This is a genomic window from Streptomyces sp. NPDC051684, from assembly GCF_044453445.1.
Lineage (GTDB): Bacteria > Actinomycetota > Actinomycetes > Streptomycetales > Streptomycetaceae > Streptomyces.
Genome location: NZ_JBITCS010000011.1, coordinates 132,605 through 158,696 on the forward strand (window position 1 = coordinate 132,605; position 26,092 = coordinate 158,696).

The window sequence follows — 26,092 nt, forward strand, 5'->3', positions numbered from 1 at the left end:
ATTCCCCTGACTTGCCGCTGAAGTGCGGGGGAGTCCTCAGTGCTCGTCGCCTTGGGCGTGCACGTCGCCGATCGCGAGCACACGCACCGGTACCCCGTCGAGCGCTTCGGGGATCACGTCCTCCGCACGGAGCCGGTCGCGGGGCACCTTGCGGGTCACGAAGACGACGATGAAGTCCTCGCCCGAGTGCTCGTCCTTCCCGGTCCCGACTCCGGTGACATTGGCCAGCCTCATCAGCCGGCTCTCATGGAGGCCGCGTGCCTGGCGTACGTCCATCGGCTCGCCACCCTCCGACCTTCGAACGGTCTGCTGCCGTCTGTCTATTGCCGCTCGGGGGGCCGGTCAAGGCGTTCTGCGTGAAATCTTGGGATTGGGTGCGAGATGCGCCTGTTGACCTTCTTTACGAAGATTCCGCCGGGCCCGCCGAGGGGTGTGCGGGGCCCGTGCCCGTGTCATGTACGCAGGTACGAGGCGCCGTTCAGGTCCAGGACGGTGCCGGAGGCCCACTGCGCGGTCGGGGAGGCCAGCCACAGGACGGCCTCCGCGATCTCCTCGGGCGATGCCACGCGGCCGAACGGGCTCTGCGCGCGCACCTCGTCGGTCAGCCGGTGCGCCACCCGCTCCGTCTCGATGAAGCCGGGTGCGACCGAGGCCACCCCGATCCCGTGCGGCGCGAGCGCCACCGCGAGGGACTGGCCGAGCGCGTGCACGGCCGCCTTCGTCGCGCCGTACGCCGGGTGGTCCGGCTCGCCCTTGAACGCGCCGCGCGAACCGATGTTGACGATCCGGCCCGCCGTGCCCTGCCCGATCATGCGCTGCGCGGCGAGGTGGCTGAGGTGCGCGGTGCCGAGCAGGTTCACGGAGACGTGGCTCTGCCACTGCCGCACCCACTCCTCGTACGGGGTGCTGGCCGGGGGATGCGGGGTGTTCACGGCCGCGTTGTTGACCAGGACGTCGATGCCGCCGAGGCCCTCGGCGGCGCGCTCGACGACGGACGCCGCGCCCTCGGGGTCGGAGACGTCGCCGCCGACGAGGACGTGTCCCTCGCCCGTCAGCGAGTCGAGGGTGGCCCGCGCCTCGTCCTCCCGCGAGCCGTAGTGCACGGCCACCCGGTCCCCGTTCGCCGCGAAGGCACGGGCCAGTGCCCGGCCCAGGCCGCGCGAGGCCCCGGAGACGAGGACGCGGCGATCGGACGGTTCCAGGTTCACGGAAGTCATGTAAGCGGGCCCCTTGGCGTTGGACGGTGTTCAACCGCCGTTTATACGCGAGCGAGAACGTATGGCCGAAAACAGGGCCCGTTCACTCTCATCGATCATTACGGGAGACAGCCAGCATGTCGCTCACTCGCAGGGACTTCACCAGACGATCCGCGGCCACCGGCGCCGGCATCGCACTCGCCGGGTCCGTCGGCTCCCTGGCCACCGCACCGAACGCGCTCGCGGCCACCGACGACGCCTCCGTCGACGTCCTCAAGGGCAAGGACAGGGGCATCGGCTACGGCCCGCTGGTCGACGACCCCGACGGCATCCTCGCGCTGCCCGAGGGCTTCTCGTACAAGATCATCACGTACAGCGGGAAGACCAAACTGGAGTCCGGCGAGTTCACGCCCTCCAACCACGACGGCACCGCCACCTTCGCGGGCCCGCGCGGCGCCACGCTGCTCGTTAACAACCACGAGCTGGCGGGCGCCCGCGCCGACTGGCCGCACCCGGTGCCGCTGACCGGGGGCCTCGTCTACGACCCGATGGCGGCCGGCGGCTGCACCGTCGTCGAGGTGCGCCGCGGCGGCGAGGTCGCCGAGTGGGTCGGCATCGCCGGCACCGCCACCAACTGCGCGGGCGGGCACACCCCGTGGAACACCTGGCTGACCTGCGAGGAGACCGAGGACAAGGCCGGCAAGAACGGCTTCACCAAGGACCACGGCTACGTCTTCGAGGTCGACCCGGCGGACCGTCGTGCGAACCGGTCCCCGAAGCCCATCAAGGCGTTCGGCCGCTACGCCCACGAGGCCGTCGTCATCGACCCCAAGCGCGGCCACGCCTACCTCACCGAGGACGCCTCGGGCCCCAACGGCCTCCTCTACCGCTGGGTGCCGCCGAAGGGCTTCGAGCACGGCCGCGGCAAGCTGCGCACGCTGGCCGACGACGCGGGCGTGCTCCAGGCGACCCGCTGCTTCGACTCCGGCGGCCGCTTCGTCGACGACCTCTCGCGCGCCACGAAGCTCGGCACGACGTACGGCGTCGACTGGGTCGACGTCCCGGACCGCGACGCCAAGTCGGTCTCCACGCGCAAGCAGTTCAAGGACGGCGAGATCACCCGCGCCCGCAAGCTGGAGGGCATGTGGTGGGGTGACGGCGGCGCCTACGTCGTCTCCTCGTACGCCCGCGAGGAGAGCCCCGTCGCGCACGACGGGCAGGTCTGGTTCTACGACCCCAAGCGCCGCACCCTCACCCTGAAGGTGCTGCTCGGCGTGAACCCCGACCCGTCGAAGGACGGCGCCTTCGACGGTCCGGACAACATCACCGTCTCCCCGTACGGCGGTCTGGTCATCGCCGAGGACGGCGAGGGCATCCAGCACCTGTTCGGCGCGACCGAGCGGGGCCGTACGTACCCGCTCGCGCGCAACGAGCTCAACATCGGTACCGAGGCGGAGCCGGAGTACAGCGAGTTCACGGGCGTGACCTTCTCGCCCGACGGCTCGACCCTCTACGCCAACATCCAGACGCCCGGCATCATGCTGGCGATCAAGGGCCCCTGGAAGCGCCAGGGCTGACGGCTCACTCGAGCGGGTCCACCGGCGGCGCCTCGCGCTCCGCGGCGATCCGGTGGACCCGCCCGCGCACCGCGTACCAGCCGATCGTCAGGCACACGGCGATCGGGATCAGCATCAGCACCGTGTCCCGGCCCGCGCCGTCCTTGTCGAACCACATCATCACGATCACGGCGAGCAGGAACGCGATCGTCGTCAGCTCGATCCACGGCGAGGCCCACAGCCGGAACGACGGCCGGTGCACGAGGCCCTTGCGGGCTTCCCGCACGAACACCAGATGGCAGAGCATGATCATCACCCAGGTGGAGATGACGCCGAGCGAGGAGATGTTCGTGACGATGGCGAACGCGTCCTCCGGCAGCCAGGCGTTGAGCGCGACCCCGAACAGCGCCACCGTCGCCGTCAGCATGATCCCGCCGTACGGGACGTGGCTGCCGCTCATCCGGGCCGTGAACGACGGGGCCGAGCCCGCCATCGACATCGAGCGCAGGATGCGGCCCGTGGTGTAGAGCCCGGAGTTGAGCGAGGACATCGCGGCGGTCAGCACCACCAGGTTCATGATGCCGCCGGCCGCCGGGATCCCGATCTTCGACAGGACGGTCACGAACGGGCTCTCGCCCGCCGAGTACGCCGTCCAGGGCAGCAGCAGCGTCAGCATCACGACCGAGCCGACGTAGAAGATGCCGACACGCCACATGATCGAGTTCACGGCCTTCGGCACGACCTTCTCTGGCTCCGCGGTCTCGCCGGCCGTCACACCGACCATCTCGACCGCCGCGTACGCGAAGACCACGGTCTGCGTGATGAGGACGACGGGCAGCACGCCCAGCGGGAAGAATCCGCCGTTGTCGCTGATGAGCGAGATGCCCGGGTCGTAGTTCCCGTCGACGGGCTTGCCCGTCACCAGGAAGAAGATCCCGATCAGCAGGAACAGCACCAGGGCCGCGACCTTCACGATGGCGAACCAGAACTCCATCTCACCGAAGCTCTTCACGGAGATGAGGTTGACGGTCAGCACGATCGCGAGGGCGACCGCGGCCAGCACCCACTGCGGGATCGTCGTGAACATCGACCAGTAGTGCACGTACAGCGCGACGGCCGTGATGTCGGCCATCCCGGCCGAGGACCAGTTCAGGACGTACATCCAGCCGGCCACGAACGCGCCCCGCTCGCCGAGGAACTCGCGCGCGTAGCTGACGAAGGAGCCGGAGGAGGGCCGGTGCACGACCAGTTCGCCCAGGGCCCGCACCACGAAGAAGGCGAACACGCCGCAGATCGCGTAGGCGAACGCGAGGGCGGGTCCCGCCTTGGCGAGGTTGCCGCCGGCGCCGAGGAAGAGCCCCGTGCCGATCGCCCCACCGATCGCGATCATGCTGATGTGGCGCGGCTGGAGGCTCTTGGCGTACCCGAGGTCACCGGCGTCGGTGACCCCCTCGGCGGTGATCGGGTCGTCCAGGTGGGGGTCTTCCCCGGGTGGTCCGGTTTGGTGCCCTTTGTGCATGTTCACGACGGGCACTCTCGCAAATTAAATGCCTGGCGTCGCAGCTACGCGCCGCAGGCGTGCGGGGGCGGGAAAAGTCCTCTGCAAAAGTCCCGGGTAAGGGAACGGTAAAGCGGAGTCGCTCGTTACCCCAGGCATGACCGCAATGACTCCCGGCTCGAACATCCCGCTCACCGCTCAGCGCGTGACGGTGGACGTCACGGCGCCCGTGCGGCTCGACGTATCGGGCCTGCTGCTCACCGCCGACGGCAAGGTGCGCTCGGACGACGACTTCATCTTCTACAACCAGCCCTCGGGGCCCGGCGTGACGTACACGTCGGGCGGCGGCACCGCGCCGGACTCCATCACGGTGGACACGGCCGCCGTGCCGCCGGGCATCGAGAAGATCGTCGTCACCGCGAGCCCGGACGCCGCGGGCCAGTCGTTCCAGGGCGTCGAGCCGACGGCCACGATCCGCGGCGCGGACGACGGCTCGGTCCTCGCCACGTTCACGCCGCCGCAGCTCGGTACGGAGACGGCGCTGGTGGTCATGGAGGTGTACCTGAGGAACGGCGCGTGGAAGGCGCGCGCGGTGGGCCAGGGGTATGCGAACGGGCTTGCGGGTATCGCCACGGACTTCGGGGTGTCGGTGGAGGAGCCGGCGGCCCCGGCCGCTGCGCCCGCCCCCGCCCAGGCCCCGCCCGCGCCGCCGGCCGGGATGCCCGCGCCGACGACGCCTCCGGTCGACCCGCGGATGGCTCCGCCCCCGCCCGCGCAGGCCGCCGCACCGGCCGCTGCCGCACCCGCGGCGGCCGCACCCGCCCCGGCGCCCGGCTCCGGCAAGATCAACCTCGACAAGGGGCGTGTCTCCCTCCAGAAGAACCAGACGGTGTCCCTGGTCAAGGGCGGCAAGCCGCTGCTCTCGCAGGTCAAGATGGGTCTCGGCTGGGAGCCCGCCTACCGGGGCAAGGACATCGACCTCGACGCGTCGGTCATCGCGTACGGACCGCAGCGCAACCATGTCGACAGCTGCTACTTCGGCAAGCTCTCGATCGTGGGCGGCGCCATCAAGCACTCCGGCGACAACCTCACGGGCGAGGGCGCGGGCGACGACGAGGTGATCGTCGTGGACCTGGGCCGCATCCCCCAGGAGGTCACGGGCCTGGTCTTCACCGTGAACTCGTTCACGGGCCAGAAGTTCACCGAGGTCGCCAAGGCGTACTGCCGCCTCATGGACGCGGCGACCGGCGAGGAGCTGGTCCGCTTCGACCTCACGAACGCGGAGGCGCAGACGGGCGTGATGATGGCGAAGCTCATCAAGCAGTTCTCCGGCGAGTGGGAGATGACGGCGATGGGCGAGTTCGTGAAGTCGCGCACCGTGCGCGGGATGGTGAAGCCGGCGGCGAAGGCGCTGTAGGACGGGGAGCGCGGGTGAACTGTTGTGAATGCCAACAGTTCACCCGTATGGCCGCAGGCGGCGTAATCGCCGCCCTGGGCGCCGCGGCCCTCCATGGAGCCGCAAAGGCTCTCCCACCAGGCAAGTCGGCTACACCAAGTGAAGCCCCTTGTTGCGAACTCCCCGGGTCCGGCGCGCGATGGACCCGAGGCACATGGCCCAACCGGCGGCCACCAGCCGCCTCCATGTCCCGAAGGGAGTGATCACGCATGACGCAGGGCGAGATCAGCAACCCGGATGCCCTTGTCGGGCTCACCGCCTATGACCGCACCGGGGAAAAGATCGGCAGCGTCGAGCGGGTCTACCTCGATGACAGGACCGGCAACGCCGACTGGGTGACGGTCAAGACGGGGCTCTTCGGCATGAAGGAGACCTTCGTGCCGTTGAGGGGTGCCACGCACGACACCGACCGGCTCAACGTGCGGTACACGAAGGAAGCGGTGAAGGACGCGCCGCGGGTCGACGCCGACCAGCATCTCGACGAGGACGAGAAGAACGAGCTGTACACGCACTACGGCATGACGCGCCCCGGGACGGGCGCCGCCGGCAACCAGCCCCAGAGGCCGGGCCGGGCGGACACCGGCCGGATGGGCACGGCGGGTACGGCCGGGTCGGCGGGCACGGCGGGTGCCGCGGGCATGGCTGGAGCCGGCGCCGGTGCTGGCGCCGCGGGCATGGCCGGCGCGGGTGCCGGCGCCCGGGAGCCGGCGATGCGCTCCGGAGCCGGAGCCGACGCCGAAGGCGACCGCAAGGCCGACGAGATGATCCGCTCCGAGGAACGCCTGCGCGTGGGCGTCGAGGAGCAGGAGGTCGGCCAGGCGCACCTGCGCAAGACGGTGGAGACGGAGAACGTCACCACGTCGGTGCCCGTCTCCCACGAGGAGGTTCGCGTCGTGCGCGAACCGATCCGTGAGGGCGACGGCGGGAAGGCATCGATCAGCGAGGCGGAGACCGAGGTGACGCTGCACGCGGAGCGTGCGGTCGTCCGCAAGGAGACCGTCCCGGTCGAGCGTGTCCGCCTCGAGACCGAGAAGGTCACGGAGACGAAGGAGGTCTCCGACACCGTCCGCAAGGAGAAGATCGAGTTCGACAGCCCGAAGGACGACGGCATGCCCGGCGAGGGCCGGGGTCGTCGCGGGCCGCGGCACTGACCGTGGCGGACGGCGTGCGGGCCCGGCCGGAAGGCGCGGGCCCGCACTGCCGTGTGCCGGGGACGCGTCAGGGCACCACCACGATCTTCCGGCCCACGCCCGACGCGAACTGGTCGAGCGCCTGCGGGTAGTTGTCGAGCGGAAGACGGTCGCTGATGAAGACGGACGGGTCGAGGACGCCGCCCGCGAACAGCTCCGCCGCCCGCTCGTAGCTGTGCAGGACCGCCATCGAGCCGGTGATGGTGATCTCCTGGTTGTAGATGCGGTACGGGTCGATCTCCACGCGCGTCGCGTAGTCCGCGACGCCGAACTGGAGGAACGTGCCCGCCTTGGCGACGCGGCCGAGGCCGTCCTGGATCGCCGCCGCGTTGCCGGTGGCGTCGATGACGACGTCCCAGCCGGTGGGGCGCTCCAGCTCGTCCGGGTTCGCGGCGGACGCCGAGACACCCAGGCGCTGGGCCGTCGCCAGGCGGTCCGGATTGAGGTCGACGACATCGACCGAGGCCGCGCCCGTCCGCTTGGCCAGCTCCAGCATCATCAGGCCCATCGTGCCCGATCCGTAGATCAGCACGTGCGAGCCGAGCCGTGACTGGAGGACGTCGTAGCCGCGCACCGCGCACGACAGCGGCTCGATGAGCGCCGCGTCCTGGGTCTGTACGTGGTCGGGGAGCGGCACGCAGTTGGCGACCGGCGCGACGGCGTACTGGGCGGCCCCGCCCGCCGTCGACACCCCGATCGCCGCCCACCGCTCGCACAGATTGCCCCGTCCTGCCCGGCAGTAGCGGCACTCGTGGCAGTGCAGGGACGGGTCGACCGCCACCCGGTCGCCGACCCTCAACTCCGTGACCTGCGAGCCCACTTCGGCGATCGTGCCCGCGAACTCGTGGCCCGGCACCACCGGCAGCGTGGGGGCGAACTCACCCTGCAGGATGTGCAGATCGGTGCCGCAGAGCCCGCAGGCCGCGACCTCGACGATCACGTCGCGGGGGCCCGGTGTCGGGTCCGGCACCTCGCCGACGACGACCTTGCCCACCGATTCGACGATCGCGGCCTTCATGGACAACCTCCAAAGCACGTACGGGAGTTGTAGCAGCTGCTCGTTCGGTTCACTTCACCGCTCCGAGGGACAGGCCCTGGACGAGCTTGTCCTGGGCGGCGAACCCTGCCGCGAGCACCGGCAGGGAGATCACGAGGGACGCGGCGCACACCTTCGCCAGGAACAGGCCCTGGCTGGTGATGAAGCCGGTCAGGAAGACGGGTGCGGTCTGGGCGACGACGCCGGTCAGCACCCGCGCGAAGAGGAGTTCGTTCCAGCTGAAGATGAAGCAGATGAGGGCGGTCGCGGCGATCCCCGGCAGCGCGATCGGGGCCACCACCCGTGTCAGGACCGTCGGAAGGCGTGCCCCGTCGATCTGCGCGGCCTCGATCACCGCCACCGGCACCTCCGCCAGGAACGACTGCATCATCCACACCGCGATCGGCAGGTTCATCGACGTGTAGAGGATGACGAGCAGCCAGATGTTGTCGAGGAAGCCGGTGTTCTTCGCGAAGAGGTAGATCGGGAGCAGGCCCGCCACCACCGGCAGCATCTTCGTGGACAGGAAGAAGAACAGCACGTCGGTCCACTTGCGGACCCGGCGGATCGACAGCGCGTACGCCGCCGGGAGCGCGAGAACCAGCACGAACAGCGTCGCGACGAGCGAGGCCACCGTCGAGTTGATGAGCGCGGGCCAGGGGCTCGCGCCGCCGTCCGCGCCGAAGAAGTCGCGGTAGCCGTCGAGGGTGAGCGCGGCGGCGAAGGACGGCGGGTTGGTGGCGGCGTCCGCCTCCGAGTGGAAGGACGTCAGCGCCATCCAGGCGATCGGCAGGAAGAAGACGATGCCGGCCAGCCACGCGAGCAGCCCGAGTCCCTTGCTGCGCAGGAACGTTGAGAACGTCATCAGCGTGACACCTCCTCGCGGAACAGGGACGACACGACGCGCAGCGCGAACGTCGCGATGATGATGGAGCCGATGACGACCAGGACACCGGCCGCCGAGGCGAGACCGTTCTCGTGGGCCTGGTAGAAGGACTGGTAGACGGTGTACGGCAGGTTCGCGGTGCCGAGGCCGCCGGACGTGATGGTGAAGACGGCGTCGAAGTTCTGCACGATGTAGATCGAGCCGAGCAGCGCGCCGAGCTCCAGATACCTGCGCAGGTGCGGCAGCGTGAGATGGCGGAAGATCTGCCATGCCCCCGCGCCGTCCACGCGGGCGGCCTCGATCTGCTCGGCCGAGCGCGACTGCAGTCCCGCGAGCAGGATCAGCATCATGAACGGCGTCCACTGCCAGACGAGCGAGAGCTCCACGGCGAGCAGCGGGGTGTTCGAGATCCAGTCGGGCTGGGGCCCGCCCACGTAGTGCAACAGGCCGTTGAGCAGCCCGTATTCGGGGTTGTAGAGGACGTGCTTCCACAGCAGTGCCGCAGCGACCGGGACGATCAGGAACGGCGCGATCAGGAGCGTACGGACCAGGCCGCGGCCCTTGAAGCGCCGGTCGAGCAGCAGCGCGAGACAGAGCCCGATGACGAGGCTCGCCACGACCACCGACACGGTGAGGACGATCGTGGTCAGGACGGACTTGCGCAGATCCGGGTCGGTGAGGACCTCGGAGTAGTTGCCCAGTCCGGTGAAATGGCGGGCGTCCGGGTACAGCGCGTTCCAGTCGAAGAACGAGATCACCAGCGTGGCCACGAACGGGAGTTGGGTGACCACGATCATGAAGACCAGGGCGGGCAGCAGCGGCGCGCGGGTCGCCCAGGCGCGCAGCCTGCTCGGTGTGTTCGGGGTGGCCGGCGCGTGGGCGGCAGGGGGCGCCGGAGCGGTGGTCGTGGTCATCGGCCCTCGTACTCCTTCGCGATCTCGGCGGCGAGCTTCTGGGACTTGGCCAGGGCCGAATCGACCGACTGGCGTCCGGCGACGGCCGCGCTGATCTCCTGCGAGACCTTGGTGCCGAGGTCGGTGAACTCGGGGATGCCGACGAACTGGATGCCGGGCGCGGGCCGCGGCTGCACTCCCGGGTCGCCCGGCCGCGCGTTCTCGATGGCGGCCTGCGTCTGGGCCTGGAACGGCGCGGCCTCCTCGCGGTACTGCGGGATGTCGTACGTGGAGGCGCGCTTGCCGGCCGGCACGTTGGCCCAGCCGAACTTCTCGCCGACGAGCTTCTCGTACTCCTTGCCGGACGCCCAGGAGATGAACTTCCAGGCCTTGTCCGGGTTGGGTGAGGCCTTTTGCAGGCCCCACGCCCAGGTGTAGAGCCAGCCGCTGGACTTCGTCCTCTCGACGGGCGCGGAGACGTAGCCGATCTTGCCCTTGACCGGGGACTTGGAGGCTTCGAGGGAGCCCGCCGCGGAGGTGGCGTCGTACCACATGGCGGTCTTGCCCTGGGTGAGGTTGTTGAGGCACTCGGCGAAGCCGGACTGGGCGGCGCCGGACTGGCCGTGCTTGCGCACGAGATCGACGTAGAACTTCGTGGCGTCCTTGAAGCCCTTGTCGTCGAGGCGGGCCTTCCAGTCCTTGTCGAACCAGGTGCCACCGAAGGTGTTCACGACGGTGGTCAGCGGCGCCATCGACTCGCCCCAGCCGGGCAGGCCGCGCAGGCAGATGCCCTTCATGCCCTTCTCGGCGCCGTCCACCTTCGCCGAGAGGTCCGCGACCTGCTGCCAGGTCGGGTGCTCGGGCATCTTCAGGCCCTTCTTGGCGAAGACGTCCTTGCGGTACATCAGGAAGGACGACTCGCCGTAGAACGGTTCGCCGTAGAGCTTCCCGTCGTCGCCGGTGAGCGACTCGCGCATCGGGGCGAGGATGTCCTTCTGGTCGAATGCCTTGTCCTTGCTGACGTACGGGCCGAGCGAGCGGAGCCAGCCGTTGCGGGCGTAGATCGGGATCTCGTAGTTGGAGAGCGTCGCGACGTCGTACTGGCCCGCCTGGTTGGCGAAGTCCTGGCTGATCTTGTCGCGGACGTCGTTCTCCGGCAGCACCGTGAAGTTCACCTTGATGCCGGTCTCCCGCGTGAAGTGCTTGGCCGTGAGCTTCTGCAACTCGACCATCTGCGGGTTGTTGACCATGAGGACGTTGAGGGAGTCACCGCCGCTGCCGGCCCCGCCGGCGCCGGCCCAGCAGCCGGACAGGAGAGGGGTGGTGAGCAGCGTCCCTGCGGCGGCCATCACGAGCAGGGGGCCCGGCGGCCTGCGTCGGCTCTGGGTTCGCATCGATGCTCCTGGACGTAAGGGATGGAAGGGGGAGGGAGGGGAAGGGAGGGGGAATGGAAGGGATTAACCGGGATGAAGCGGTACGTCTACGGGTGTGCGGAACCCACCTGCGTACCGGGGGAGTCGTACGGGGGTGGATCAGACGCGGATGACCTGCGGGCCCATCAGCGAGTAGCGGTGGGCCTCGGACGCGGGCAGCTGGGTGCTGGTGACAATGGCCTCAAGGGCGCCGACCGGCGCGAAGCGGCAGAAGCTGACCGCGCCGAACTTGGTGTGCACGCCCGCGAACACGGTGCGCCGCGCCGCCCTGATGGCCTGCGACTTCACCTCGCTGACGGCCGGGTCCGGGGTGGTCAGACCGTGCTCGCGGGAGATGCCGTTGGCGCCGATGTAGGCGAGGTCGACGACGAAGCCGGCGAGCATCTTCGACGTCCAGTGGTCGACGGTCGCGAGCGTGCCCGCGCGGACCCGGCCGCCGAGCAGGATCACGGTCGTGTTGTCGTTCTCCGCGAGCGTGCCCGCGGTGGCGAGGGAGGCGGTGACGACGGTCAACGGCCGATCGCGCGGCAGCGCCTCGGCGATCAGCTGCGGCGTGAAGCCCTCGTCGACGAAGACCGTCTCTGCGTCGCCGAGCAGCTCCGCGGCGGCCGTGGCGATCCGCCGCTTCTCCGGCACGTGCATCGTCGTGCGGAACGCCAGCGTCGTCTCGAACCCGGCGCTCTCCACCGGATACGCCCCGCCGTGTGTGCGCCGCACCAGGCCGTGGTCCTCCAGGGCCCGCAGGTCGCGGCGCACGGTCTCCTTCGCGACGCCGAGCGCGTCCGCGAGCTCGGTGACGTCGACGGACCCGGAGTGCCGCGCGGCCCGCACGATCTCCCGCTGTCGTTCCTCCGCGCTCATGCCCGCCGACCTCCTCCGTGCCCGTCACTGCCCGTTCGGGCCCGGAAGGACCCGCACCGGAAGTTCTACCGGGGGTACGCCGAGGTGAACAGGCCTGGAGCGGGCCCGATGCCGCCCGTTCCTGCCCGTTTCGCGGGGCGTGCGGTCCGGCGCGGACCTGCGGGGGAGCGGGGGATCATGTGGGTTCGGGCGGGGCGGATGACCGAACAAGGCGGCGGGCGGGCCCGTTCGGTGCCCGCCCGCCGCGAAATGTCATGCCCGGTCCCGCCTCGAAGTGCCGTGCTCAGTGGGGCCAGATCGGCGGGTCGTTGATGAATCGCCCGCCCATGTACTGGTGCGCCGGATTGTCGTCGCTGAGCGGGCCGTGCTCGGCCAGCAGCTTCTCCGCGTACACCTCCGAGTCGTCCTGCGGCTCGTAGCCGAGGGCGCGGGCGCTGGAGAGGTCCCACCAGACGCGGGTGTTGGCGGACGAGCCGTAGACGACTGTGTGGCCGACCTTCCCGGCGGTCAGGGCCGCGTGGAAGAGCCGGGCGCCGTCGGCGGGGCTCATCCACACCGACATCATGCGGACGTCCGTGGGCTCCTTGAAGCAGGAGCCGATGCGCACGGAGACGGTCTCGATGCCGTACTTGTCCCAGGCGAACTGGGCGAGGTCCTCGCCGAACGACTTCGACAGGCCGTAGTGCGTGTCGGGGCGGCGCGGCGTCGCGACCGGGACCAGCGGATCGCCGTCCTCCACGCGCGGGCGCGGCGTGTAGCCGATCGCGTGGTTGGAGGAGGCGAAGACGACGCGGGGGGCGGTGCCGTCCGGGCGGGACGCGGCCTCTTCGCGTACGGCCTCGTACAGGTGGTACGTGCCCTTGATGTTGGAGTCGAGGATCTTGTCGAAGGTCGACTCCAGGGAGATCCCGGCGAGGTGCAGCACGCCGTCGACACCGCGCACCGCCTCGCGCAGGGCGTCCGTGTCGTTGAGGTCGGCGACGATCGCGTCGGGCGCGTCCTCGATGGGGCGGACGTCGAGCAGGCGCAGCTCGTAGCCGTACTGGGGCAGCAGCTCCCGCATCAGGGTGCCGAGTCCGCCGGCCGCGCCGGTGAGCAGGATGGTGCGGGAACGGGAAGGGACTGGCATGCGTGTGATCTCCGGTTGCGTGAGCGGCATTCACATTCGTGGACACGCTATGAAGCGTCGGGTGGCCAGTCAAGAGGCGTGCGAGCAGAGTGAGTTCGCGTGTTTTGCGTGCTTGACCGGCCGCTGAGGGCCGTCCTACCGTGGCATTGTTCAGAAATGTAAACGCGAATCACAAACGTGCACATCGCGCGGTGTGCACGTCCAGGGAGAGCTCGTGACCTCAGTTCCTCTCGCCGCTCGCCTCAACATTCCCAGCGGGCCGCTGTTCTTCCCCGTCACCGCGTACGGGTCCGACGGCTCCGTGGACCTCGACACCTACCGCGCGCACGTGCGGCGCGGCGTCGAGGCCGGGGCCGCCGCCGTGTTCGCCTGCTGCGGTACCGGGGAGTTCCACGCCCTCACGCCCGAGGAGTTCGAGGACTGCGTCGCCGCCGCGGTCGAGGCGGCGGCGGGCCGGGTGCCCGTCGTCGCGGGCGCCGGATACGGCGCCGCGCTCGCTGTCCGGTATGCGCGCGCGGCCGAACGGGCGGGCGCCGACGGCCTGTTGGCGATGCCGCCCTACCTCGTCGTCGCCGGCCAGGAGGGACTGCTGCGGCACTACACGGAACTGGCCGACGCGACCTCCCTCGACACCGTCGTCTACCAGCGCGACAACGCGGTCTTCACCCCGGAGACGGTCGTCGCGCTCTCCCGCCACCCCAAGGTGATCGGGCTCAAGGACGGGCTCGGCGACCTGGACCTGATGCAGCGCATCGTCAGCGCCGTACGCACGGACGGGGCGGCGGACTTCCTGTACTTCAACGGGCTTCCCACCGCCGAACTCACCGGCCTCGCCTACCGCGGCATCGGCATCACCCTCTACTCCTCCGCCGCCTTCGCCTTCGCGCCCGAGCTCGCGCAGGCCTTCCACACGGCGCTGAACGCGGGCGACGACACCACGGTGAACCGGCTCCTCGACGGCTTCTACCGCCCCCTCGTCGAGCTCCGCAACCAGGGGCGGGGGTACGCGGTCTCCCTCGTGAAGGCGGGGGTGCGCCTCGGCGGGCTCGACGTCGGCGGGGTGCGGCCACCGCTGCACGAGCCGAGCGGGGAACACATCGGGCGCCTCGCCGAACTCATCGAGCAGGGCGCGAAGTTGCTGGAAGGAGCCGACGCGTGAGGACATCCGCCTTCGTCTACCCCTGGGACGTCAACGGCGATCCGGACGCCGCCCGCCGCATCGCGGACCTCGGCGTCCAGCAGGTCACCCTCGCCGCCGCCTACCACTCCACGCGCGCACTGACGCCCCGCCACCCGCGCCACCGCATCGTGACGGCGGAGCACGCGGCCGTGCTGTACCCCCTCGACCAACACCGCTGGCAGGTAAGGGAGTTGAGGCCGTACGAGGCTGGTGACTGGGCCCCCGGTGACGCCTTCGGTGCGGCCTCCGAGGCCCTCGCGGGCGCGGGGCTCGACGTCCACACCTGGGTCGTGCTAGCCCACAACTCCCGGATGGGCGCCGAGCATCCGGACACCTCCGTCGTCAACGCCTACGGCGACCGCTATCCCTGGGCGCCGTGCATCGCGCAGCCCGCCACGCGCGCGTACCTCGTCGGGCTGGCGGCGGAGGCGGCCACCCGTCCGGGCGCGCGCGGCACCGAACTCGAATCGCTCGGCTGGTACGGCCTCGCCCACCTGCACGCCCACGACAAGACCGGCGGCGTCGGGCTCGGCGAGGCCGGGCAGTACCTGATGTCACTGTGCTTCTGCCCTTCGTGCCGCGAGGGGTACGCCGAACACGGCCTGGATCCAGTCGAGTTGGCGTCCGCCGTCCGCACGGCACTGGAACCCGGATGGCGGGGCGACGGCACCGACGACGGCTGGGCGACGGTCGAGAAGCTGCTCGGCGCCGAGACCGCGGCCGCCACGCGCGCGTACCGCGACACCACGGCCCGCACCCTCCAGGAGGCGGCCGTGACGGCGGTACGGGCCGCGGCCCCCGCCGGCTTCCAGGTGCTGCTGCACGCCGACCCCGTCTCGTACCACTGCGGCGCCAACGCGGGCGTCGACCCGGGGCACATCCTCTCCGTCGCCGACGGCGTCGTCGTGCCCTGCACGGGCGGCGCGGGCCTGGTGCGTGCGTTCGCGGAACAGGGGAGCGGTGTCGTCGCCGCGAACCTCACCGTCGTACGCGGCATGGGCGGCAGCCCCGCCACCCTCGCGGAGGACGCGCGCGCGGCGCGTGACCTGGGGGCGACGCAGTTGCGGCTGTACCACGCGGGTCTCGCGTCGGACGGGGACCTCGCGGCGGTGGCGGGGGCGGTCGCGGAGCTCTGAACGGCAGTCGGCGAGGAAGAGCGGATGGTCAACTTCCGTAAGACGTATGGAAGGTGTGTGAACTTCTTTCGCCGGAAGCGTTGACGAAACAAGTCCGCGCTTCTAGCTTCAACGCGTCGTACTTCGTACGTCATATATGAGACGCGATACGCCATACGAGAGGCCCGCATGACCTCTGTGCCCACGCCGATCCCCTCCCGCACCCAGTACGTCCTGGAGGAGATCAAGCACCGCATCCTGACTGGGCAGTTGCGGCCCGGTCAGGCCCTGGTGGAGACCGATGTCGCCGCCCAGTTCGGGGTCTCCAAGACCCCGGTGCGCGAGGCGCTCAAGACCCTCGCCGGGACCGGACTCGTCGTGATGAGCCAGTACAAGGGCGTCACGGTGCGCATGGTGGACGCCGACATGGCCCGCGAGGTCTACGACGTGCGGCTGCTGCTCGAACCGGAGGCGCTGCGCCGCACCGTGCGCCGCCGCGCCTCCCTCGACGCCGCCCGCGACGCCCTGCACAGCGCCGCCACCGCGAGCGACACCGCCCAGCGCTCCCTCGCCAACCGGGAGTTCCACCGCGCCCTCTACCTCCCCTGCGGCAACCCGCTGCTCGGCAGGATGCTCGACGAGGTCCGCGACCAGGCCGCCCTGGTGTCCGCCGTGGCGTGGGCCGCCGACCCCTCGTGGGACCGGGAGGCCGCCGAGCACCGGGAGATCCTGGAGCTCGCCCTCGCGGGGGACGCCCAGGGTGCCTCGCGCGCGCTGCGGGACCACATCGCGTCGTTCGTCGAGCGGGCCTTCCCCGACGTGCGGGAGGACCGGGAAGAAAAGGGTGAGCACCACTCATGACTGCCACATCGGTCACGCCGGCCACGTTCGAGACCCAGCGCGCCGCGCTCGCGGACGTGGTCGCGATCCCGGTGACCCCGTTCGCCGAGGACGGATCCGTCGACGAGGGCCGGTACCGGGCCCTGCTGCGGCGCCTGCTCGACAGCGGGGTGCGCACCCTCACGCCGAACGGGAACACCGGAGAGTTCTACGCCCTCACCCCCGAGGAGCGCCGCCGCGTCACCGAGCTGACCCTCGAAGAGGTGGGGGAGCGGGGCGTCGTCCTGGTCGGCGTCGGCCATGACGTGCCGACCGCGATCGAGGCCGCCCGGCACGCCCGCGAGCACGGCGCCCACATGGTGATGGTCCACCAGCCCGTGCACCCCTACGTCTCCGAGGTCGGCTGGGTCGACTACCACGGGGCCATCGCGCGGTCCGTGCCCGAGCTCGGCGTCGTCCCCTACCTCAGGAACGCGGCGCTGCCCGGTGCCCGGCTCGCCGAGCTCGGCGCCGCCTGCCCGAACGTGATCGGCGTGAAGTACGCGGTGCCGGACGCCGCACGGTTCGCCGGCTTCGCCCGGGACGCGGGCCTCGACCGGTTCGTCTGGGTGGCCGGGCTCGCCGAGCCGTACGCGCCCTCCTACTTCTCCGCGGGCGCCACCGGCTTCACCTCGGGGCTCGTGAACGTCGCGCCGAGCGTCTCGCTGTCCATGATCGAAGCGCTTCGATCCGGCGACCACGCCGCCGCCATGAAGGTGTGGGAGCAGATCCGCCGCTTCGAGGAACTCCGCGGCGCCGACGCCTCCGCCAACAACGTCACCGTCGTCAAGGAGGCCCTGGCATCGCTCGGCCTGTGCCGCCGCGACGTCCGCCCGCCGAGCAAGGAACTGCCGGAGGCGGCACGCGCCGAGGTCGCCGAGATCGCCGCGGGGTGGTCCATATGAGCACCGACCGGAGACCGCCCGGCGACCGGCGGCTGAGCCCCGAGCAGTTCCGCTCCCACCAGTGGTACGGCACCGAAGGCCAGCTGCGCACCTGGTCGCACAACGCCCGGATGCGCCAACTCGGCTACGAGGCCGAGGAGTACAAGGGCCGCCCCGTCGTCGCCGTCCTCAACACCTGGTCCGACATCAACCCCTGCCACGTGCACCTGCGCGAGCGCGCCGAGGCCGTGAAGCGGGGCGTGTGGCAGGCGGGCGGCTTCCCGCTCGAGTTCCCCGTCTCCACGCTCTCGGAGACGTACCAGAAGCCGACCCCCATGCTCTACCGCAACCTGCTCGCCATGGAGACCGAGGAGCTGCTGCGCTCCTACCCGGTCGACGCGGCGGTGCTGCTCGGCGGCTGCGACAAGTCGACCCCCGCCCTGCTCATGGGCGCGACCTCCGCCGACGTGCCGGCGCTCTTCGTGCCGGCCGGGCCGATGCTGCCCGGTCACTGGCGCGGCGAGACCCTCGGTTCCGGCACCGACATGTGGAAGTACTGGGACGAGCACCGCGCGGGCAACCTCACCGACTGCGAACTGCGGGAACTCCAGGGCGGGTTGGCCCGGTCGCCCGGTCACTGCATGACCATGGGGACCGCGTCCACCATGACCGCGGCGGCCGAGGCCCTCGGCATGACCCTGCCGGGCGCCTCCTCGATCCCGGCCGTCGACTCCGCGCACGAGCGAATGGCCGCCGCCTCCGGGCGCCGTGCCGTCGACCTGGCCTGGACCGCGCTCAGGCCCTCCGGGATCCTCACCCCCGAGGCATTCGAGGACGCGGTCACCACGGTGCTCGGGCTCGGCGGCTCCACCAACGCCGTCATCCACCTCATCGCCATGGCCGGGCGGGCCGGCGTTCCGCTGGCCCTCGACGACTTCGACCGGATCGCGCGCACCGTTCCCGTGCTCGCGAACGTGCGGCCGGGCGGCCAGACGTACCTGATGGAGGACTTCCACTTCGCCGGTGGCCTGCCGGCGTTCCTCTCCCGGATCACCGACCTGCTGCACCTCGAACGTCCCACGGTCAACGGGCGGTTCGGCGACCAGATCGAGGGCGCCGAGGTGCACGACGACGACGTGATCCGCCCCCGTACGAACCCGGTCGCGGCCGAGGGTGGCGTCGCGGTCCTGCGCGGCAACCTCTGCCCCGACGGCGCCGTCATCAAGCACATCGCCGCCGAGCCACGGCTCCTCAAGCACACCGGCACGGCCGTGGTCTTCGACGACTACAAGACCATGCAACGCACCATCAACGACCCGGAGTTGGGCATCACAGCCGACAGCGTCCTGGTGCTGCGCGGCTCGGGCCCCAGGGGTGGGCCCGGCATGCCCGAGTACGGCATGCTGCCCATCCCCGACCACCTGCTCAAGCAGGGCGTGCGCGACATGGTGCGGCTCTCCGACGCCCGGATGAGCGGCACCAGTTACGGGGCGTGCGTCCTGCACATCGCACCCGAATCGCACGTCGGAGGACCGCTCGCGCTGGTCCGCAGCGGCGACACCGTCACGCTCGACGTCGCTGCCCGCTCGCTCCAACTCGACGTGGATAACGAGGAGTTGGAACGGCGGAGAGCCGAATGGGCGCCACCCGCCGAACGTCACCAGCGCGGCTACGGCGTGCTCTACGACGAGCAGATCACCCAGGCCGATACCGGCTGCGACTTCGCCTTCCTGGCGCGGTCCGGCACGGTGCAGGACCCGTACGCGAGCTGAGCCACCCCGCACCATCGCCGGTCTTCATGGCCGACACCCCGAACACCGTCTGCGAAGCGTTTCGATACGTGCCCCGTGCAAGCGCTTTCTGCGCCCCGTGAACACGCCCCGTGAACACGCCCCGTGAAGAAGCAAGAAGCACCGACCTGAGCCACCGAGAACGGAGTTCCCGTCATGGCCCAAGCCGCAGCCGTGGCCAAAGCACCGCAGGGCGCGTCGCCGCCCCGGCGCCGCAAGTCAGCCACCCCGCGCAGGCTCCCGTATCTGCTGATCGCGCCCGCCGGGCTGCTGATGCTGGGCTTCATCGCGTATCCCGTCATCAGCGTCTTCTACTACAGCGTGCAGCACTTCAACCCGACCAAGCCGTGGCGCAACGGGTTCGCGGGACTCGACAACTTCGTCACCGCGTTCACCAACGACCCGGACTTCTGGCGGACGCTGGGCTTCAGCCTCCAGTGGGTCGTCGTCCAGGTGGTGCTGCAACTGCTGCTCGGCCTCGGGCTCGCGCTCGTCGTCAACCAGACCTTCGTCGGCCGCGGCATGGCCCGCGCCCTCGTCTTCTCCCCGTGGGCCGTCTCCGGCGTGCTCACCTCGGCCGTCTGGATGCTGCTCTACAACTCGCAGACCGGCATCACGCGCTACCTCGCCGACATCGGGATCGGCTCGTACGGCACGTCCTGGCTGTCCGACACGGCGACCGTGTTCCCCGCCGTCGTGACCGCCGAACTCTGGCGCGGCGTCCCCTTCTTCGCGATCCTCATCCTCGCCGACCTCCAGTCGGTGTCGAAGGACCTGTACGAGGCCGCAGAGGTCGACGGGGCGAGCCGGCTGCGCCAGTTCTTCCACATCACGCTGCCGCACCTCAAGGACGCGATCATCCTGTCCACGCTGCTGCGCGCGGTCTGGGAGTTCAACAACGTCGACCTGCTCTACACCCTCACCGGCGGCGGACCCGCGGGTGAGACGACCACCCTGCCGCTGCGCATCGCCTCCATCGCCGTCGACAGCCACGACTTCGGCTACGCGTCCGCGCTGACGTCCATCGCCTTCGTGATCCTCCTGTTCTGCTCGATGATCTATCTCCGCCTGAGCAAGTTCGGGGGCGAGGACAAGTGACCGTCAAGGAAGCCGAATTGACCGCCACCACGACCGCGCCCGCCACCGCTCCCGGAGGCGGCCGGCACCGCGCCGCGCTGCGCCCCTCCAAGAAGGGGAGCGAAGGTCCGTCTTGGGAGCACATCCCGCGCTGGCAGATCTATGTGCCGCTCGGTGTCTACCTCCTCTTCACGCTCGTCCCCTTCTACTGGATGCTGCTCTTCGCGTTCCGGCCCGCCGGATCCACCTCCCTGGTGCCGTGGCCGCTCACCTTCGAGCACTTCGACAAGGTGTGGAACGAGCGGTCCTTCGCGGTCTTCTTCCAGAACAGCCTGCTCGTCGGACTCGCCTCGATGCTGATGACGACAGTCGTGGCGCTGGCGGGCGGCTACGCGCTCGCCCGCTTCGACTTCCGGGTCAAGCGGGGCTTCATGCTCGCGCTGCTGTGCTCGCAGTTCATTCCGGGCGCCCTGATGCTGGTCCCGCTGTTCCAGATCTTCGCCAACCTGCGGCTGATCAACTCGCTCGGCAGCGTCATCATCGCCGAGACCGTCTTCCAGCTGCCGCTCACGATGATCCTCATCAGCGGCTTCATCAAGAACGTGCCGTACTCGCTGGAGGAGGCCGCCTGGGTCGACGGCTGCGGACGCTTCCGCGCGTTCTGCGCCGTCGTCCTCCCACTGCTGCGCCCCGGCCTCATCGCGGTCGGCTCCTTCGCCTTCGTGCACAGCTGGAACCACTTCCTGTTCGCCCTGATGTTCCTCTCCAACCAGGACAAGCAGACGATCCCGGTCGGGCTGGCCACCCTCATGGGCGCGGACTCCGTCGACCTGGGCGCGCTCGCTGCCGGCGGTGTCGTGGCCGCGCTGCCCGTGGTGATCGTCTTCGCCTTCATTCAGAAATGGCTCGTCACGGGGTTCAGCGCGGGGGCGGTGAAGGGATGACAAGCACCATGAAGATCAAATCGATCACGCGGACGGACAACAGCGGCCCGATGCACGAACCCGTTCCCGTCGTCCTCGCGGGCGCGCGCGGACACGGCCGCTGGCACCTCAACAACCTGCGGGGCCTGGCGGAGGCGGGCCGGGTGCGGCTCGTCGGAGTGTGCGAGCTGCGGCCGCTGGACGGGGCGGAACTCGACGGGTTCGAGACCGGCGACCTCGTGCAGAGCGCCGACTTCGGGGAGCTGCTCGACCGCACCGGCGCCCGGATCGCGATCATCTGCACCCCGATCCCGACGCACACGCAGCTCGCCCTGGTCGCCGCCGAGCGGGGCGTGCACCTGCTCCTGGAGAAGCCGCCCGCGCCGTCGTACACGGAGTACGAGCGGATGGCGGCCGGGGTCGCCGCGGCGGGCATCGCCTGCCAGGTCGGCTTCCAGTCGCTCGGCTCGCATGCGGTGTCTCATGTACGAGATCTCGTACGCGACGGCGCCATCGGCGAGCCCCTCGGCGTCGGCGCCGCCGGAGCCTGGGCCCGCGACGAGGCCTACTACCGGCGTGCCCCCTGGGCCGGTCGCCGCCGCCTCCCCGCCGCCGACGGCACCGGCCGGACGGTCGACGTCGTCGACGGCGTGCTCACCAACCCCCTTGCTCACGCCGTCGCCACCTCCCTCGCCCTCGACGGCGCGACCGGCGGCGCCGACCTCACCACCATCCGCACCGAGCTGTACCGCGCCAACGCCATCGAGGCCGACGACACCTCGTACGTCGAGCTGACCACCCGCACCGGATCGCGCGTCACCGTCGCGGCGACGCTGTGCGCCGAGCGGCCCGACGAGCCGTACGTCGTCGTGCACGGGAGCCGCGGCCGGATCACGTTCTGGTACAAGCAGGACCGCGTCCTCGTGCAGCGCGCGGGCCGCGGCCCCGAGGAGTCCGTGCACGGCCGCACCGACCTCCTGGCCAACCTCGTCGACCACCTCGCCACCGACGGGGAGACGCCGCTGCTCGTGCCGCCGGCCGTCACCGGCGCGTTCATGCGCGTGGTCGAGGCGATCCGGTTGGCCCCCGACCCGCTGGCGCTGCCCGCCGACGCGTGGAGCGAGGTGCCCGCCGACCGGCCGGGCACCGTACGCCGGGTGGTGCACGGCGCCGATGGGTTCGTCGCCGCGAGCGCCGACGGCCTCACGGGCTTCGCCGGGCTCGGCGCGTCCTGGGCCCGCCCCGGAACGGAGGTATCGTCATGACCCGCACCCTGCACGGCCTCGCCACGGCCCCGCTGACGCTGAACTGCGCCGGCCGCCCCGTCGCCCGCTACGAGATCCGACCGTACGCCGGGGAGGACGCGCGCCGCCTCTCGCCGCGCCCCTTCCTGCACCCGGTGACCACGCTCGCCGGCACCCCCGTCACCGAGTTCGCGCCCGCCGACCACCCGCACCACCTCGGAGTCGGCGTCGCCGTGCCGGACGTCGAGGGCCGCAACTTCTGGGGCGGGCGCACCTACGTCGAGGGCCGGGGGCCGACCGAGCTCGACAACCACGGCGAGCAGCGGCACCGCGCGTTCAAGCTGTGCGACCCGGACGGGTTCGTGGAGGACCTCGACTGGATCGCGGACGGCTGCGTGCCCGTCCTGCGTGAGCGCCGCACCGTCGCCGTCACCCAACTGTGCGACGATGCCTGGGCGTTGGACTTCACGTTCTCGCTCACCAACCCGGCGGACGCCGCGCTGAGCATCGGCAGCCCCGCGACCAACGGGCGTCCCGGCGCCGCGTACGGCGGTTTCTTCTGGCGGGCTCCGAAGGAGGTCGCGGCCCCGGCCGTGTTCACCGCCGCCGCCGAGGGTGAGAGTGCCGTACACGGCCGCCCCGCCGACTGGCTGGCCATGGCGGGCGACGGCTGGACCCTCGTCCTCGCGGGCGCCACCGCCGAGACCCGCCGCGACCCGTGGTTCGTCCGCACCGACGAGTACCCGGGCGTCGGCTCCTCGCTCGCCTCCGCCGCCCGGCTGCCCATCGGCCCCGGCGACACCGCCGTACGCCGCGTGGTCACGGTCGTCGCCGACGGCACGCTCGACCGGAAACGCGCCGCGACGCTCGTCCGCAAGGCGGTGGCCGCATGAGCCGCACGCCGCGCAGAACCGGTGACCTGGGCGACGGCACGTACCGCAACCCGGTGCTCGCCGCCGACTGGTCCGACCCCGACGTGGTCCGCGTCGGCGACGACTTCTACCTGACCGCCTCCAGCTTCGGCCGCGTCCCCGGCCTGCCGTTGCTGCACTCCCGCGACCTCGTCAACTGGACGCTCGTCGGGCACGCCCTCGACCGCCTCGAACCCGCCGAGGCCTTCGCCACCCCGCGCCACGACTGCGGCGTGTGGGCCCCGTCGATCCGCCACCACGACGGCCGCTTCTGGATCTTCTGGGGCGACCCCGACCACGGCGTGTACCAGGTCAACTCCGAGACCGTCCAAGGGCCTTGGTCGGCCCCTCACCTCATCAAGGCGGGCAAGGGCCTCATCGACGCCTGCCCGCTGTGGGACGAGGAGACCGGCGAGGCGTACCTCGTGCACGCCTACGCGAAGTCCCGCGCCGGCATCAAGAACCGCCTCACCGGCCACCGCATGGCACCCGACGGCAGCGAACTCCTCGACGAAGGAACGGTGTTGATCGACGGGGACCGCATTCCCGGCTGGTTCACCCTGGAGGGGCCCAAGGTCTACCGGCACGACGGCTGGTACTGGATCCTCGCTCCCGCGGGCAGCGTCGAGACCGGCTGGCAGGGCGCCTTCCGCTCCCGCTCGTTCTTCGGGCCCTACGAGGAACGGGTCGTGCTCGAACAGGGCGACACCGACGTCAACGGACCCCACCAGGGCGGATGGGTGCGCACCACGGCGGGCGACGACTGGTTCCTGCACTTCCAGCAGCGCGGCCCGTACGGGCGGGTCGTGCACTTGCAGCCGATGCGCTGGGACGCCTCCGGGTGGCCGGTGATCGGCGACGACGGCGCCCCCGTCGACGTGCACGAGAAGCCGAAGCTCCCGCCGCGGCCGGTGACGGCGCCCGCGACGGACGACGACTTCCCCGGCGGGCGCTTCGGCCCGCAGTGGCAGTGGACGGCAAACTCCGAGGCGGACTGGACGAGTTCGCACGGCGGAGACGGGCTGCTGCTGACCTGCGTGCGCTCCGCCGACGGGGTGCGCGACCTGCGCCGCGTACCCCACCTGCTGACCCAGCGGCTGCCGCTCCTGCCGAGCCGCGTGGAGGTCGACCTCCGGCTCGACGCCACAACTCCCGCCGCCCGCGCTGGACTTGCCGTGCTCGGTGACGCATACACATGGATCGGCCTCGAACGCGGGGCGGACGGCGCGGTCCATGTGGTGCACCGGTTCGCCGAGACCACCGCCGACGCGGAACGCGACGCCGCCCATCCGCGCGCGGCGCCCGGCGCGACGGCGCGGCTGCGCGTCGACATCGCCGACGGGGCCCGCTGCCGCTTCTTCGTCGACACCGGAGACGGCTTCCGGCGCTCGGGCCAGGTGTTCGCCGCCCAGCCCTGGCGCTGGGTCGGCGCCCTGCTCGGCCTGTTCGCGGCGGCGCCGCCCGGTGGTCAGGCCGCCGGCGCCGCACGGTTCACGCACTTTCGCAGCACCACCCTCCAGTTGGATCCAGAAGAAGAGAGCCGACCATGACCATCAGTGCACGCAGAGGAACCCGCAGCGGCATCCGCAGATCCGCACTGCGCACCGGCACCGCCGTCGCCATCAGCACCGTCCTCGCCCTGACCGTCACCGCCTGCGGCGACGACGGCAGCGGGGCGGGCGGCGACAAGGGGAACGAGGGCTCCGGCAAGGGCGAGATCACCTTCTGGGACAACAACACGGCCGTGCGCCGCGACGTCTGGATGGAGATCATCAAGGACTTCGAGAAGCAGAACCCGAACATCAAGGTCAAGTACGTCGGCATCCCCGCCGAGAACGTGCAGTCCAAGTACGACACCGCCATCCAGGGCGGCGGACTGCCCGACGTCGGCGGCGTGGGCACCGCGATGCTCGCCGGGATCGCCGCGCAGGGCGCCCTCGAACCGCTCGACGAGCGGATCGCCACGAGCCCGCTCAACGGGAAGCTCAACGACGCCTTCATGGAGTCCGTGAAGTCCGCGGGCGCGGGCGACAAGCTCTACGAGCTGCCGACCTCCGCCAACAACGGCGTCCTCTACTACCGCACCGACCTGTTCAAGAAGGCGGGCCTGGGCGCGCCGACGACCTGGGACAAGTTCTTCGAGGCGGCGGCGAAGCTCACCGACACCGGGAAGAACGAGTTCGGCTACACCATCCGCGGCGGTGAGGGCTCCATCGCGCAGGCCCTCGACGCCACGTACGGGCAGAGCGGCATCACCTCGTTCTGGGACGCGGACAACGAGAAGACCACGGTCAACGACCCCAAGAACGTGGCCGCGCTCCAGAAGTACGCCGACCTCTACAAGAAGTCGACGCCGGCCGCCGACGTCAACAACGACTTCACGAAGATGGTCGCGCAGTACGACAGCGGCAAGATCGGCATGCTGAGCCACAACCTCGGCTCCTACGGGGACCACGTGAAGGCCTTCGGCACCAAGTTCCGCGGCATCCCCAACCCGACGGGCCCGGGCGGCACCCGCGTCCAGGTCTCCAACCCGGTCGACGGGCTCGGCCTGTTCAAGGCGAGCAAGAACAAGAAGGCCGCCTGGAAGTTCATGGAGTTCGCCGCCTCGCACGCGGAGAACAGCAAGTGGAACGAGTCGGCGAAGCAGATCCCGGCCAACACCGAGGCCGCCAAGGACGACTGGGTGCAGAAGTCCGAGCCGACGAAGCTCGCGGCCGAGGCCCTGCAGTCCGGCTCCACCAAGATCGTGCAGCTGCCGTACTACCTGCCGGACTGGAACACCATCTCCAAGGCCGACAACGAGGACGACTTCCAGAAGGTCATGCTCGGCAAGACGACGGCGAAGACCTTCCTCGACTCGCTCGCCGACCAGCTCAACAAGGCGCAGGCCGAATGGAAGCAGCAGGCCAACTAGCGGTCACCGAATGCCTGTTCACCTCTGACCGGGCCGGC

General features: G+C 70.6%; 23 protein-coding genes. 14 read left to right on the plus strand and 9 right to left on the minus strand.

Annotated features, from left to right (window positions below; translation table 11 throughout):
- Positions 1–36: 36 nt before the first annotated feature.
- Both ACIA8D_RS15930 and ACIA8D_RS15935 read right to left on the minus strand, forming a co-directional pair.
- On the minus strand, positions 37–276 hold the full coding sequence (locus ACIA8D_RS15930; protein WP_399232430.1) for a hypothetical protein: 240 nt from the start codon (positions 274–276) through the stop codon (positions 37–39).
- 176 nt (positions 277–452) lie between these two features.
- Positions 453–1,217: an SDR family NAD(P)-dependent oxidoreductase gene (locus ACIA8D_RS15935; RefSeq protein ID WP_399232432.1), complete on the minus strand. Its 765-nt coding sequence runs from the start codon at positions 1,215–1,217 to the stop codon at positions 453–455.
- Between the two features lie 116 nt (positions 1,218–1,333).
- Here ACIA8D_RS15935 and ACIA8D_RS15940 point away from each other — a divergent pair, with 116 nt between their 5' ends.
- Positions 1,334–2,773 (plus strand): alkaline phosphatase PhoX, encoded by a 1,440-nt coding sequence (locus tag ACIA8D_RS15940; protein ID WP_399232434.1) that lies wholly within the window; start codon positions 1,334–1,336, stop codon positions 2,771–2,773.
- A 4-nt stretch (positions 2,774–2,777) separates the two neighbouring features.
- Here ACIA8D_RS15940 and ACIA8D_RS15945 read toward each other — a convergent pair whose 3' ends face one another.
- Positions 2,778–4,271 carry an amino acid permease gene (locus tag ACIA8D_RS15945; RefSeq protein WP_399232582.1) on the minus strand — a complete coding sequence of 498 codons (1,494 nt, stop codon included), beginning with the start codon at positions 4,269–4,271 and terminating at the stop codon, positions 2,778–2,780.
- A 145-nt stretch (positions 4,272–4,416) separates the two neighbouring features.
- Between ACIA8D_RS15945 and ACIA8D_RS15950 the strand changes: the two genes are divergently transcribed.
- Together ACIA8D_RS15950 and ACIA8D_RS15955 are read left to right on the plus strand one after the other, a co-directional pair.
- Positions 4,417–5,667, plus strand: coding sequence for a TerD family protein (locus ACIA8D_RS15950; protein WP_399232584.1), 1,251 nt, complete (start codon positions 4,417–4,419; stop codon positions 5,665–5,667).
- Between the two features lie 248 nt (positions 5,668–5,915).
- Positions 5,916–6,857 carry a PRC and DUF2382 domain-containing protein gene (locus ACIA8D_RS15955; protein ID WP_399232436.1) on the plus strand — a complete coding sequence of 314 codons (942 nt, stop codon included), beginning with the start codon at positions 5,916–5,918 and terminating at the stop codon, positions 6,855–6,857.
- 67 nt (positions 6,858–6,924) lie between these two features.
- Here ACIA8D_RS15955 and ACIA8D_RS15960 read toward each other — a convergent pair whose 3' ends face one another.
- The 6 genes from ACIA8D_RS15960 to ACIA8D_RS15985 all read right to left on the minus strand — a co-directional run bounded on the left by ACIA8D_RS15960 (position 6,925) and on the right by ACIA8D_RS15985 (position 13,134).
- Positions 6,925–7,914 carry a zinc-dependent alcohol dehydrogenase family protein gene (locus ACIA8D_RS15960; protein ID WP_399232438.1) on the minus strand — a complete coding sequence of 330 codons (990 nt, stop codon included), beginning with the start codon at positions 7,912–7,914 and terminating at the stop codon, positions 6,925–6,927.
- A gap of 49 nt (positions 7,915–7,963) precedes the next feature.
- Entirely contained in the window at positions 7,964–8,797 is an 834-nt protein-coding gene (locus ACIA8D_RS15965) for a carbohydrate ABC transporter permease (RefSeq protein WP_399232439.1), read from the minus strand.
- Entirely contained in the window at positions 8,797–9,732 is a 936-nt protein-coding gene (locus tag ACIA8D_RS15970) for a carbohydrate ABC transporter permease (RefSeq protein ID WP_399232441.1), read from the minus strand. The genes ACIA8D_RS15965 and ACIA8D_RS15970 overlap by 1 nt, the downstream gene beginning before the upstream one ends.
- On the minus strand, positions 9,729–11,105 hold the full coding sequence (locus ACIA8D_RS15975; RefSeq protein WP_399232443.1) for an ABC transporter substrate-binding protein: 1,377 nt from the start codon (positions 11,103–11,105) through the stop codon (positions 9,729–9,731). The genes ACIA8D_RS15970 and ACIA8D_RS15975 overlap by 4 nt, the downstream gene beginning before the upstream one ends.
- Before the next feature lie 138 nt (positions 11,106–11,243).
- The gene (locus tag ACIA8D_RS15980; RefSeq protein WP_399232445.1) at positions 11,244–12,005 is read right to left on the minus strand and encodes a DeoR/GlpR family DNA-binding transcription regulator; all 762 of its coding nucleotides are present in this window, start codon (positions 12,003–12,005) and stop codon (positions 11,244–11,246) included.
- Between the two features lie 283 nt (positions 12,006–12,288).
- Complete coding sequence (locus tag ACIA8D_RS15985) at positions 12,289–13,134, minus strand: NAD-dependent epimerase/dehydratase family protein (protein ID WP_399232446.1); 846 nt, start codon at positions 13,132–13,134, stop codon at positions 12,289–12,291.
- A gap of 214 nt (positions 13,135–13,348) precedes the next feature.
- Between ACIA8D_RS15985 and ACIA8D_RS15990 the strand changes: the two genes are divergently transcribed.
- The 11 genes from ACIA8D_RS15990 (at position 13,349) to ACIA8D_RS16040 (ending at position 26,054) form a co-directional block, all read left to right on the plus strand.
- Entirely contained in the window at positions 13,349–14,293 is a 945-nt protein-coding gene (locus tag ACIA8D_RS15990; protein ID WP_399232448.1) for a 5-dehydro-4-deoxyglucarate dehydratase, read from the plus strand.
- Entirely contained in the window at positions 14,290–15,450 is a 1,161-nt protein-coding gene (locus tag ACIA8D_RS15995) for a hypothetical protein (protein ID WP_399232450.1), read from the plus strand. Before ACIA8D_RS15990 ends, ACIA8D_RS15995 begins: the two co-directional genes overlap by 4 nt.
- 168 nt (positions 15,451–15,618) lie before the next feature.
- A complete protein-coding gene (locus ACIA8D_RS16000; protein WP_399232452.1) occupies positions 15,619–16,290 on the plus strand; it encodes a GntR family transcriptional regulator in 672 nt (223 codons plus the stop codon).
- Positions 16,287–17,213: a dihydrodipicolinate synthase family protein gene (locus tag ACIA8D_RS16005; protein ID WP_399232454.1), complete on the plus strand. Its 927-nt coding sequence runs from the start codon at positions 16,287–16,289 to the stop codon at positions 17,211–17,213. Before ACIA8D_RS16000 ends, ACIA8D_RS16005 begins: the two co-directional genes overlap by 4 nt.
- Positions 17,210–18,964, plus strand: coding sequence for an L-arabinonate dehydratase (gene araD / locus ACIA8D_RS16010; protein WP_399232456.1), 1,755 nt, complete (start codon positions 17,210–17,212; stop codon positions 18,962–18,964). Before ACIA8D_RS16005 ends, araD begins: the two co-directional genes overlap by 4 nt.
- Positions 18,965–19,138: 174 nt before the next feature.
- Positions 19,139–20,080 (plus strand): carbohydrate ABC transporter permease, encoded by a 942-nt coding sequence (locus tag ACIA8D_RS16015; RefSeq protein WP_399232458.1) that lies wholly within the window; start codon positions 19,139–19,141, stop codon positions 20,078–20,080.
- A gap of 77 nt (positions 20,081–20,157) precedes the next feature.
- A complete protein-coding gene (locus ACIA8D_RS16020; RefSeq protein ID WP_399232585.1) occupies positions 20,158–21,003 on the plus strand; it encodes a carbohydrate ABC transporter permease in 846 nt (281 codons plus the stop codon).
- A gap of 8 nt (positions 21,004–21,011) precedes the next feature.
- Positions 21,012–22,247, plus strand: coding sequence for a Gfo/Idh/MocA family protein (locus tag ACIA8D_RS16025; RefSeq protein WP_399232460.1), 1,236 nt, complete (start codon positions 21,012–21,014; stop codon positions 22,245–22,247).
- Positions 22,244–23,119 (plus strand): PmoA family protein, encoded by an 876-nt coding sequence (locus ACIA8D_RS16030; RefSeq protein WP_399232462.1) that lies wholly within the window; start codon positions 22,244–22,246, stop codon positions 23,117–23,119. The genes ACIA8D_RS16025 and ACIA8D_RS16030 overlap by 4 nt, the downstream gene beginning before the upstream one ends.
- Positions 23,116–24,687: a family 43 glycosylhydrolase gene (locus ACIA8D_RS16035; protein WP_399232465.1), complete on the plus strand. Its 1,572-nt coding sequence runs from the start codon at positions 23,116–23,118 to the stop codon at positions 24,685–24,687. The genes ACIA8D_RS16030 and ACIA8D_RS16035 overlap by 4 nt, the downstream gene beginning before the upstream one ends.
- Complete coding sequence (locus ACIA8D_RS16040) at positions 24,684–26,054, plus strand: ABC transporter substrate-binding protein (protein ID WP_399232467.1); 1,371 nt, start codon at positions 24,684–24,686, stop codon at positions 26,052–26,054. The genes ACIA8D_RS16035 and ACIA8D_RS16040 overlap by 4 nt, the downstream gene beginning before the upstream one ends.
- Positions 26,055–26,092 lie beyond the last annotated feature (38 nt).

Coding starts and splice junctions, on each gene's coding strand:
- ACIA8D_RS15935 (WP_399232432.1), bottom strand. CDS start 1,217: ATGACTTCCGTGAACCTGGAACCGTCCGATCGCCGCGTCCTCGTCTCC.
- ACIA8D_RS16000 (WP_399232452.1), top strand. CDS start 15,619: ATGACCTCTGTGCCCACGCCGATCCCCTCCCGCACCCAGTACGTCCTG.
- ACIA8D_RS16030 (WP_399232462.1), top strand. CDS start 22,244: ATGACCCGCACCCTGCACGGCCTCGCCACGGCCCCGCTGACGCTGAAC.
- ACIA8D_RS15980 (WP_399232445.1), bottom strand. CDS start 12,005: ATGAGCGCGGAGGAACGACAGCGGGAGATCGTGCGGGCCGCGCGGCAC.
- ACIA8D_RS16040 (WP_399232467.1), top strand. CDS start 24,684: ATGACCATCAGTGCACGCAGAGGAACCCGCAGCGGCATCCGCAGATCC.
- ACIA8D_RS15970 (WP_399232441.1), bottom strand. CDS start 9,732: ATGACCACGACCACCGCTCCGGCGCCCCCTGCCGCCCACGCGCCGGCC.
- ACIA8D_RS16035 (WP_399232465.1), top strand. CDS start 23,116: ATGAGCCGCACGCCGCGCAGAACCGGTGACCTGGGCGACGGCACGTAC.
- araD (WP_399232456.1), top strand. CDS start 17,210: ATGAGCACCGACCGGAGACCGCCCGGCGACCGGCGGCTGAGCCCCGAG.
- ACIA8D_RS15975 (WP_399232443.1), bottom strand. CDS start 11,105: ATGCGAACCCAGAGCCGACGCAGGCCGCCGGGCCCCCTGCTCGTGATG.
- ACIA8D_RS15945 (WP_399232582.1), bottom strand. CDS start 4,271: ATGCACAAAGGGCACCAAACCGGACCACCCGGGGAAGACCCCCACCTG.
- ACIA8D_RS16005 (WP_399232454.1), top strand. CDS start 16,287: ATGACTGCCACATCGGTCACGCCGGCCACGTTCGAGACCCAGCGCGCC.
- ACIA8D_RS15930 (WP_399232430.1), bottom strand. CDS start 276: ATGGACGTACGCCAGGCACGCGGCCTCCATGAGAGCCGGCTGATGAGG.
- ACIA8D_RS15960 (WP_399232438.1), bottom strand. CDS start 7,914: ATGAAGGCCGCGATCGTCGAATCGGTGGGCAAGGTCGTCGTCGGCGAG.
- ACIA8D_RS16025 (WP_399232460.1), top strand. CDS start 21,012: ATGAAGATCAAATCGATCACGCGGACGGACAACAGCGGCCCGATGCAC.
- ACIA8D_RS16015 (WP_399232458.1), top strand. CDS start 19,139: ATGGCCCAAGCCGCAGCCGTGGCCAAAGCACCGCAGGGCGCGTCGCCG.
- ACIA8D_RS15955 (WP_399232436.1), top strand. CDS start 5,916: ATGACGCAGGGCGAGATCAGCAACCCGGATGCCCTTGTCGGGCTCACC.
- ACIA8D_RS15985 (WP_399232446.1), bottom strand. CDS start 13,134: ATGCCAGTCCCTTCCCGTTCCCGCACCATCCTGCTCACCGGCGCGGCC.
- ACIA8D_RS15950 (WP_399232584.1), top strand. CDS start 4,417: ATGACTCCCGGCTCGAACATCCCGCTCACCGCTCAGCGCGTGACGGTG.
- ACIA8D_RS15965 (WP_399232439.1), bottom strand. CDS start 8,797: ATGACGTTCTCAACGTTCCTGCGCAGCAAGGGACTCGGGCTGCTCGCG.
- ACIA8D_RS15940 (WP_399232434.1), top strand. CDS start 1,334: ATGTCGCTCACTCGCAGGGACTTCACCAGACGATCCGCGGCCACCGGC.